The sequence below is a fragment of the Parapedobacter sp. genome (assembly GCF_053550995.1).
Genome location: NZ_JBMQOC010000127.1, coordinates 1 through 8,585, shown reverse-complemented (window position 1 = coordinate 8,585; position 8,585 = coordinate 1). Strand labels below are relative to the sequence as shown.

Sequence of the window (8,585 nt, the reverse complement as noted above, 5' to 3'; positions counted from 1 at the left end):
GCAATGTCCCATGCGCGCGGCACGGATACTGCGTCACTGCCGGATGACCACAAAAGCCAAAAAAAGCGCCCTGTCCAAACGCCAAAAGAGGGGACGCATAGCATCGGTCCCAAACGGTTATTGATCATAGAAGATGACCAAACCTTTGCCGACATCCTTGCGGCCTACGCCAAGGAGCAGGGATTCGAAACGCTCGTGGCCCACCAGGGAGATACCGGCCTACAGATGGCCATGGATTCGATGCCCCATGCGATCATCCTCGACATCATATTGCCTGTAATGGATGGATGGACCGTTCTCAAAAAATTGAAAAACAACCCGGGCACCCAAGATATCCCCGTACACCTGATGTCTGCAGACCAACCGGAAAAGCACGAAGCGGATACGGACACGGTCGGTTTCCTGGTGAAGCCCGCAAACAAGAGGTCCCTCGACGAAGTATTCAGCCATCTGCATAAAACAATCGATTTGCCGCTCAGGAAAGTGTTGGTTGTGGAAGACCATGAAATCCAAAGCGACAACCTGAAATCATTCCTTCAGGATAGCGGAATCGATGTAAAACAGGCATTTACAGGGGCTGAAGCAATGGATTGCTTAAACACTGGCGAGCATTACGACTGCATCGTGCTGGATATCGACCTGCCCGACATATCCGGGGTCGACCTATTGGATGATATCAAGCGAACCGGACTGCATGCCGATATACCGGTGATCATCAACACAGCCATGGAGCTCACAACCGACATGGCAAGCCGTATTTTGCAACATGCAAAGACCATGGTATTGAAGTCGGATAAATCAAACAGCCGTATCCTCGACGAGGTCCAGTTGTTCATAAACCGGCTTAATGACGACAAGCTATCCCCGAGCCGTATCCAGTCTAGCCACCCGGAATCGAAAACGATCCAGATGGACGATATCTTGACGGGAAAACATATCTTGCTGGTCGACGACGATATGCGGAATATCTTTGCATTAAGCACCGTGTTCGCCCCTTACAAGTTAACGATCCATACCGCCAACAACGGCAGGGAAGCACTCGAACTATTAAAAAACAATCCCCGCACCGACTTGGTTTTGATGGACATCATGATGCCGGAAATGGACGGTTACGAAGCCATCGAAAAAATCCGGGCCGACAAGCGGTTTTCGGCGCTGCCGGTGATCGCAATCACGGCCAAGGCGATGAAAGGTGACCGGCAACGCGTGCTCGATGTCGGCGCAAGCGATTATATTGCCAAACCCGTCGATGTGAATAAGTTGCTATCGTTGCTACGGGTCTGGCTAAGTTAAGTGGTAAGCAAATGGCGGTATCATTCGGAAACGTGGAAGAGTTAATAGCCTTGGTCAATAATGTCCATGGCTTGGATTTGGGTGGTTATTCGCGGGCATCGTTAAAACGGCGCATATCGCGTATCTTGGCGATTTACCAAATCGATTTCACCGTCCTAAAGGACAACTTGGTGAACGCTCCGGGGTTTTTCAACAAATTCCTTGTTGAAGTGACGGTTACTGTCACCGAAATGTTTCGGGACCCCGCCTATTACAAGACTTTGCGCGAAGACATCATCCCCTATCTCGCTACGTTTCCACATATCAAGGTATGGAGCGCAGGGTGCTCGACCGGCGAAGAGGTTTATTCCCTCGCTATCCTACTCCATAAAGAAGGGCTATACAACCGCACGTTTATTTATGGCACCGACATCAACATGGATGTTATCGAACGCGCAAAGCAGGGAATCATGGATCTGAAAAAGATGAAAACCTATTCCGACAACTACCTGCAAACGGCATCGGGCGACTCACTGTCTGAATATTATACCGCCAAATACGATGCCGCCGTCATTCATCACGAGTTGCGCAAGAACGTCTTATTTTCTACGCACAACCTCGTATCCGACGGTGTTTTCAATGAATTCCAATTGATTACCTGCCGCAACGTGCTCATTTATTTCAATGCAGACCTCCAACGCAAGGTGGTCGGCCTGTTTTATGCGAGTCTCGCCTTATTTGGCTTCCTTTGCTTAGGAGCGAAGGAAACACTTGCGCCCTATAACCTGGAAGGCAAATTCAGGATGATTAGCAAAACCCACAATATTTATCAAAAAATTGCTTGAGCTAAACAACCATATCGCCCATAAACTCCCCCACATCGGGATCCTCGTATTGGGCTGCTCAGCCGGCGGCTTCAAGGTGCTGATCAATATGCTCAAAGCGCTGCCTGCAGACCTGCCATTTGGCATTTTGGTCGTTATCCACCGGAACGCGAAATATGAGACCCGACTCGAAGAGAACCTTCGGAACAATTGCCGCGTTGCCATCAAAGTGGCCGAAGACAAAGAACCCATCCGACCCGCAACGGCATATTTTGCCCCTGCGGGATACCATCTGTTGGTGGAACCCGACCACCGCCTATCGTTGGATGCCTCCGAACCCGTGCATTTCTGCATACCGTCGATCGATGTGACCATGCAAAGCACCGTAGACGTCTACGGCCCCTCCACCGCCGCCATATTGCTATCCGGTGCCAATCACGACGGTGCGGCCGGTATGGCGGCTATCCATCGGGCCGGCGGATTATGCATCGTACAACATCCGCGCGACGCGGAAGTGGGGACCATGCCCGCCGCTGCCATCGCGCTGGATGCCGTACATGGCAGCCTCGACGCTGGCGAGTTGGTCCTGTTCTGCCAACAGTTGAATCACCGTATTTTTAGTCATTAGTTATGGAGAAATTGAAGTTAGTTATTGTTGACGACAAAGAAGAGAACGTACTTAGCCTGAAGGCCCTGCTAGCGGATATTGATAACCTGGACATCTGGGGGAGTACCTCCCCCAACGAAGCGCTCCGTTATTGCTGGAACAACGACGTCGCGATTGCCCTGGTAGATGTGCAGATGCCCGAAATAAATGGGTTTGAGTTCGTTTCACTCCTCCAGAGCAATCCCAAAACCTGGCAAATCATGGTCATCATGGTTACCGCCATTTCGAAGGAAGACAAATTCTTGCTCAAAGGACTGCATAGCGGTGCCGTAGATTACTTATACAAACCGCTTAATCCGGATATCACCGTCGCAAAGGTCAAATCTTTCATGCAGCAGGTATACATCCAACGGGAACTCAAACGCAAAAACGAAGAACTCGAACGTTCGCACATCGAGCTGGTAAAGGCCAAGAAAGAAGCAGACCAAGCCCGTAGCTCAAAGGAAAACTTCTTAGCCAACATGAGCCATGAAATCCGTACGCCCATAAACGGCATAACGGGCATCACGGCTATGTTGCGCAACTCTCCACTCAACGAACAGCAGGCCGAGTGGCTGGATTACCTCGAAAACGCATCGCAACAGTTGTTGCTCATCATCAACGACATCTTGGACCTCTCGAAGATCGACTCGGGAAAAATGCGGCTCGATTACGCGCGGACATCGCTGCCCAGCATCATCGAGGAACTCAACAACCTATTCAGCTACAAAGCCAAACAAAAAGGTATCGTTTTCCACGCCGTCACAGACAATAAGCTCCCCAAACACATCCTCGCCGATTCGCTGCGGCTCACGCAGATATTGAGCAACCTGATTTCGAACGGCATTAAATTCACCGAACAGGGCAGCGTAACATTGGAAACGAAGCTACTGAACAGCACGCAGCAACGGATCCAGGTTCAGTTTTCGGTGAAAGACACCGGTATCGGTATCAACAGCAATGCCATCGACAAGATTTTCCAATCGTTCGAGCAGGGCGAAGAAGGGATTACCAAACGCTTCGGAGGCACCGGCCTCGGACTGGCTATCGTGAAAAGGTTGGTCATCCTGCACCAAGGCCAGATCCATGCTTACAGTGAATTGGGGAAAGGCAGTGAGTTTGTGTTCCAATGCTGGTTTGACGAGGCCGATTCGGAAACGGCACCGAAATCCGACAAGAAGCAATACACCGATATGCCGGCCCTCAACGACGTTAACGTGCTCCTTGCGGAAGACAATGAACTGAATAGTTTCATGGTAACCCACATGTTGAAAACATGGGGTATTACGGTAGATACGGTGAAAAACGGAAGGGAGGCCCTAGACAAGGTGGAAAGCACCCCCTACAGCCTTATCCTCATGGACGCGCACATGCCGGTTATGAGTGGCTTCGAAGCCATCAAGACCATCAGGAGCGACCAACGGGAGCATATCCGGCAGATCCCAATCATCTCCATTTCGGCTTCCGTATTGCAGCGCGAACAGCAGGCCGCCTACGCCGCGGGGGCCGACGCAGTCGTAGGCAAACCTTTTGACCCCGTATCGCTCTACCAATTGATCAAAACACTCACGGAGGCAAAACGTAAAACCGATGCATCCTGTTAAATTTACAATTTAGTGATAAATTCACTTTTGTTACGCCCTAAATTCAACTACCTTTGGGCCGCAAACAAATAGCGCGCTGCTATGTTAGCATAGATAACGTACTATCTGAACATTAGATTTATACACAAAATGAAACAGTTTTTTTTAATTCCCGTAGTTGCGGGTGCAGTGTTAGCCGCTGCTTGCGGAGGTAACCAAAAAAGTGAAGAATCGTCGACGGAAGCAACGGAAGCAACCACCGAGCAGCAAGCTCCGGCAGCGGACATCCCCGGCTTGGCAGACGTGGCCGTAAGCAACGAAATCGCGCTGGAAGGCAACGATTTGATGCAGTACAGTGCAACACTTTTCCGGGTCAAAGCAGGCGAAACCGTAAAGCTGACCTTCAAGAATGTAGGTGAAATGCCGAAGGAATCAATGGGACACAACGTTGTTGTATTGCAACCCGGTACCGACCTCGCTGCTTTCGGCGGCGAAGCCATCAAGGCCGTTGATTCAGAATACATCCCGGCAACTTTCGCCTCTTCTATCATTGCTCACACCAAATTACTGGGGCCGGGCGAAACAGATGCGATTGAATTCACGCTGGAAAAAGGGGTATATCCATTCCTCTGCAGTTTCCCTGGTCACTACGGAGTGATGAATGGGAAAATCGTAGCTGAATAATAGATTACGAAATACAGGAACAATAAAACAAGACAGTCAACCGGCTGTCTTTTTTTGTTCCTTTTTCTGCGTAAATGCAATTATTATGTACCTTTGGCCATCGAATTGAATAACTTCATCACATGCAGTACGACGTCATTATCATCGGCAGTGGCCCCGGCGGATATGTTGCCGCCATCCGTTGCGCGCAATTGGGTTTGAAAACAGCCGTTATCGAAAAATACAGCACGTTTGGTGGCACTTGCTTAAATGTAGGGTGCATTCCATCGAAAGCGTTGTTGGATTCCTCCGAACATTACCACAATGCTGCCCACCACTTCGGTACCCACGGCATCAACCTCAGCAACCTGACGTTGGATATGAAGCAGATGATCGCCAGGAAAGACGATGTCATCGCCCAAAATGTGGCTGGCATCGCATTCCTGTTCAAAAAGAACAAAATTGACAGCTTTGTAGGTGTTGGCTCCTTTGTCGATAAAAACACGGTGAAGATAACCGCGGAAAAAGGGAAGACCGAGCAGATCACAGGCAAGCATGTCATTATCGCGTCGGGTTCCAAACCCACTGCCCTTCCCTTTCTACCCATCGACAAAAAGCGGATCATCACCTCCACGGAAGCCTTGGCACTGAAAGAGGTTCCCAACCACTTGATCATCATCGGCGGTGGCGTTATCGGATTGGAGCTGGGGTCGGTATATGCACGGCTGGGTGCCAAGGTATCCGTAGTCGAATATGAAAAAACCATCATTCCCACGATGGATGGCGGATTAGGCAAGGAATTGCAGCGCGTATTGAAAAAATCGCTCGGCATGGAGTTTTACCTTGGCCACAAAGTAACCGGTGCCACCGCCAAGGGCAAGAAGGTAACCGTCAACGCGGAAAACGCGAAGGGCGAAGCCGTCACCTGGGAAGGCGACTACTGCATCGTGGCCGTGGGCCGTACCGCTTATACGGAAGGCCTTGGATTGGAAAACATCGGCATCACCCTGGAAGAACGGGGGAAAAAGATACCCGTGAACGAACACCTCGAGACCCCGGTAGCAGGGGTCTACGCCATCGGCGATGTGGTAAAAGGGGCCATGTTGGCCCACAAGGCCGAGGATGAGGGCGTCTACGTGGCCGAGCGACTGGCAGGCCAGAAACCCCACATCGATTACAATCTTATTCCGGGGGTGGTATACACCTGGCCCGAAGTGGCCAGCGTTGGCAGAACCGAAGAACAGTTGAAAGCCGAAGGCCATAAGTACAAAACAGGTTCCTTCCCCTTCAAGGCCAGCGGTCGCGCCAAGGCCAGCGGCGACACGGATGGCTTTGTAAAAGTGTTGGCCGATGCCGACACCGACGAGGTATTGGGTGTGCACATGATCGGCCCCCGGGCCGCAGACATGATTGCCGAAGCAGCCGTAGCCATGGAGTACCGTGCCTCGGCCGAAGACATCGCGCGCGTGTGCCATGCCCACCCGACCTATACGGAGGCACTGCGCGAGGCCTCGCTCGCCGCAACGGATAACCGCGCGATACACATGTAAAATAGCAATGAATTTCCACACTCGAAAATGGGTCAAGCCGGAGGACCTGAACCCGAATGGAAGCCTCTTCGGTGGCACATTGCTCCGGTGGATAGACGAGGAGGCGGTCATTTACGCCATTGTGCAGCTGAGCAATCCGTATGTGGTCACCAAATTCATTTCCGAAATCAATTTCGTGAGCTCGGCGCGACAGGGCGACATCATTGAGCTGGGAATCACCGCCACGGAGTTCGGTCGTACATCCATCACACTCACCTGCGAAGTACGCAACAAAATCACGCGGAAAAGTATTCTAACGATAGATAAACTGGTATTCGTAAACCTCGATGAAGATGGAAACCCAACCCCGCATGGGAAGACGGAAATTACTTATGCATACGCTGGAAATAAGCCCTGAACCCAGCATATTCTGGGTTAAACCTTAACCTTCGCGGCGTAATTTATGCTCTACGAAAAAGGGCGCGAAAGGGATCAGTGAGGCACCGAAATACGTCGCCACCCGTTTAAATGCCCATTTGTACCGGTCCCAGCACATTACCAGTAAATACGCGTACGCTACGAAAAGAATACCGTGGATCCAGCCCATATACGTGACCGCCAACGGCATTCCCGCGAAATACTTCAGTGGCATGGCCACAAAAAAAAGGAGGATGGTCGAAATGCCCTCAATGATTGCCACGTTCCGGAAATACCTAAGTGTAGTTTTAGCTGTACCCATGTCATAATGTTCAAGCCGCAAAGTAAACCATAAATTTTCCAAGGACCGACCAATCATTAAGGTATGACCAAAATGTGACGCACCGGTCCTCACCCTTTTCCGCCTTCCGGTTATAAAAGAAAATATGTAAGTTTGTAACCATCATACATGTCCAGCGCAGCAACATAAACATGAATCAATCTCAAGAAAGCAACAAAGATATATGAACTACGACATCATTGTAATCGGAAGCGGGCCGGGTGGCTACGTAGCCGCCATCAGGGCTTCCCAACTTGGATTTAAAACCGCCATCGTGGAAAGGGAATCACTTGGTGGCATCTGCCTCAATTGGGGCTGTATCCCTACCAAGGCGCTGCTTAAGAGCGCCCAGGTATTCGAATACCTCAACCACGCCGCCGATTACGGCATCAAGGTAAATGGCGGCGAAGCTGATTTCAGCGCCATCGTCAAGCGTAGTCGCGGCGTAGCAGACGGCATGAGCAAGGGCATCCAGTTTCTGATGAAGAAAAACAAAATCGATGTGATCATGGGCACCGCCAAAGTCAAAAAGGGCGGCCAGGTTGAAGTCAACGGCTCGGACGGCACCAAAACATACACGGCAAAACATACGATATTGGCCACGGGAGCGCGGTCGCGCGAACTGCCCAACTTGAAGCAAGATGGAAAGCGCATCATCGGATACCGCCAGGCCATGAACCTCGAAAAGCAACCCGAATCCCTTGTCGTGGTGGGCTCGGGAGCCATCGGTGTCGAATTCGCCTATTTCTACAATGCCATCGGCACGAAGGTCACCGTTGTGGAATACCTCGACCGTATCGTGCCGGTAGAAGACGAAGAAGTATCCAAACAATTGGAACGGAGCCTGAAAAAGGCCGGCATCAATATCCTTACCAGCGCCGAAGTGCAATCGGTGGACACCTCAGGAAAGCGCTGCAAGGTACAGGTCAAAACCGCCAAAGGTACCGAAACCATCGAAGCGGAAACCGTGCTGTCGGCCGTTGGGATTACGCCCAATATCGAAAACCTGGGCTTGGAAGAAGCCGGCGTCAAAACAGACAAGGGCCGCGTAGTGGTAGACGATTTCTACAAAACCAATGTAGATGGCGTGTATGCTATCGGCGACATTGTCAAAGGCCAAGCGCTCGCGCATGTCGCGTCGGCGGAGGGCATTACCTGTGTCGAGAAAATAAAAGGGATGGACGTATCGCCGATTGATTACAACAACATCCCCGGCTGTACCTATTGCACACCGGAAATCGCGTCGGTGGGCTATACCGAAAAGGCAGCCAAGGATGCCGGCTATGAAATAAAAGTGGGTAAATTCCCATT

The 8,585-nt window shown here is 50.9% G+C and carries 9 protein-coding genes; 8 read left to right on the top strand and 1 reads right to left on the bottom strand.

Annotated elements, in window-relative coordinates; translation table 11 throughout:
- From ACO1NT_RS17655 to ACO1NT_RS17625, 7 genes are all read left to right on the top strand, one after another.
- Nucleotides 1-1,293 (top strand): response regulator (locus ACO1NT_RS17655; RefSeq protein ID WP_449050063.1); only part of this gene is annotated, 1,293 nt, incomplete at its 5' end.
- An 11-nt stretch (nt 1,294-1,304) separates the two neighbouring features.
- A complete protein-coding gene (locus ACO1NT_RS17650) occupies nt 1,305-2,117 on the top strand; it encodes a CheR family methyltransferase (RefSeq protein ID WP_449050062.1) in 813 nt (270 codons plus the stop codon).
- The gene (locus ACO1NT_RS17645; RefSeq protein WP_449050061.1) at nt 2,110-2,724 is read left to right on the top strand and encodes a chemotaxis protein CheB; all 615 of its coding nucleotides are present in this window, start codon (nt 2,110-2,112) and stop codon (nt 2,722-2,724) included. Before ACO1NT_RS17650 ends, ACO1NT_RS17645 begins: the two co-directional genes overlap by 8 nt.
- Before the next feature lie 2 nt (nt 2,725-2,726).
- Nucleotides 2,727-4,346, top strand: a complete 1,620-nt coding sequence (locus ACO1NT_RS17640) for a response regulator (protein WP_449050060.1) — start codon at nt 2,727-2,729, stop codon at nt 4,344-4,346.
- Between the two features lie 129 nt (nt 4,347-4,475).
- Entirely contained in the window at nt 4,476-5,009 is a 534-nt protein-coding gene (locus tag ACO1NT_RS17635) for a plastocyanin/azurin family copper-binding protein (RefSeq protein WP_449050059.1), read from the top strand.
- Between the two features lie 122 nt (nt 5,010-5,131).
- Nucleotides 5,132-6,538: a dihydrolipoyl dehydrogenase gene (lpdA, locus tag ACO1NT_RS17630; protein ID WP_449050058.1), complete on the top strand. Its 1,407-nt coding sequence runs from the start codon at nt 5,132-5,134 to the stop codon at nt 6,536-6,538.
- 7 nt (nt 6,539-6,545) lie between these two features.
- On the top strand, nt 6,546-6,935 hold the full coding sequence (locus ACO1NT_RS17625; RefSeq protein WP_449050057.1) for an acyl-CoA thioesterase: 390 nt from the start codon (nt 6,546-6,548) through the stop codon (nt 6,933-6,935).
- A 24-nt stretch (nt 6,936-6,959) separates the two neighbouring features.
- Here the strand turns inward: ACO1NT_RS17625 and ACO1NT_RS17620 are convergent, their stop codons facing one another.
- A complete protein-coding gene (locus ACO1NT_RS17620; protein WP_449050056.1) occupies nt 6,960-7,256 on the bottom strand; it encodes a DUF3817 domain-containing protein in 297 nt (98 codons plus the stop codon).
- A 202-nt stretch (nt 7,257-7,458) separates the two neighbouring features.
- Between ACO1NT_RS17620 and lpdA (ACO1NT_RS17615) the strand changes: the two genes are divergently transcribed.
- Nucleotides 7,459-8,585, top strand: a 1,127-nt coding sequence (gene lpdA / locus ACO1NT_RS17615; RefSeq protein ID WP_449050055.1) for a dihydrolipoyl dehydrogenase, incomplete at its 3' end; no start/stop codon positions are given.

What these genes read in the sequence shown, in the direction of transcription:
- ACO1NT_RS17650 (WP_449050062.1), top strand. Translation starts at nt 1,305, where the DNA reads ATGGCGGTATCATTCGGAAACGTGGAAGAGTTAATAGCCTTGGTCAAT.
- ACO1NT_RS17640 (WP_449050060.1), top strand. Translation starts at nt 2,727, where the DNA reads ATGGAGAAATTGAAGTTAGTTATTGTTGACGACAAAGAAGAGAACGTA.
- ACO1NT_RS17635 (WP_449050059.1), top strand. Translation starts at nt 4,476, where the DNA reads ATGAAACAGTTTTTTTTAATTCCCGTAGTTGCGGGTGCAGTGTTAGCC.
- lpdA (WP_449050058.1), top strand. Translation starts at nt 5,132, where the DNA reads ATGCAGTACGACGTCATTATCATCGGCAGTGGCCCCGGCGGATATGTT.
- ACO1NT_RS17625 (WP_449050057.1), top strand. Translation starts at nt 6,546, where the DNA reads ATGAATTTCCACACTCGAAAATGGGTCAAGCCGGAGGACCTGAACCCG.
- ACO1NT_RS17620 (WP_449050056.1), bottom strand. Translation starts at nt 7,256, where the DNA reads ATGGGTACAGCTAAAACTACACTTAGGTATTTCCGGAACGTGGCAATC.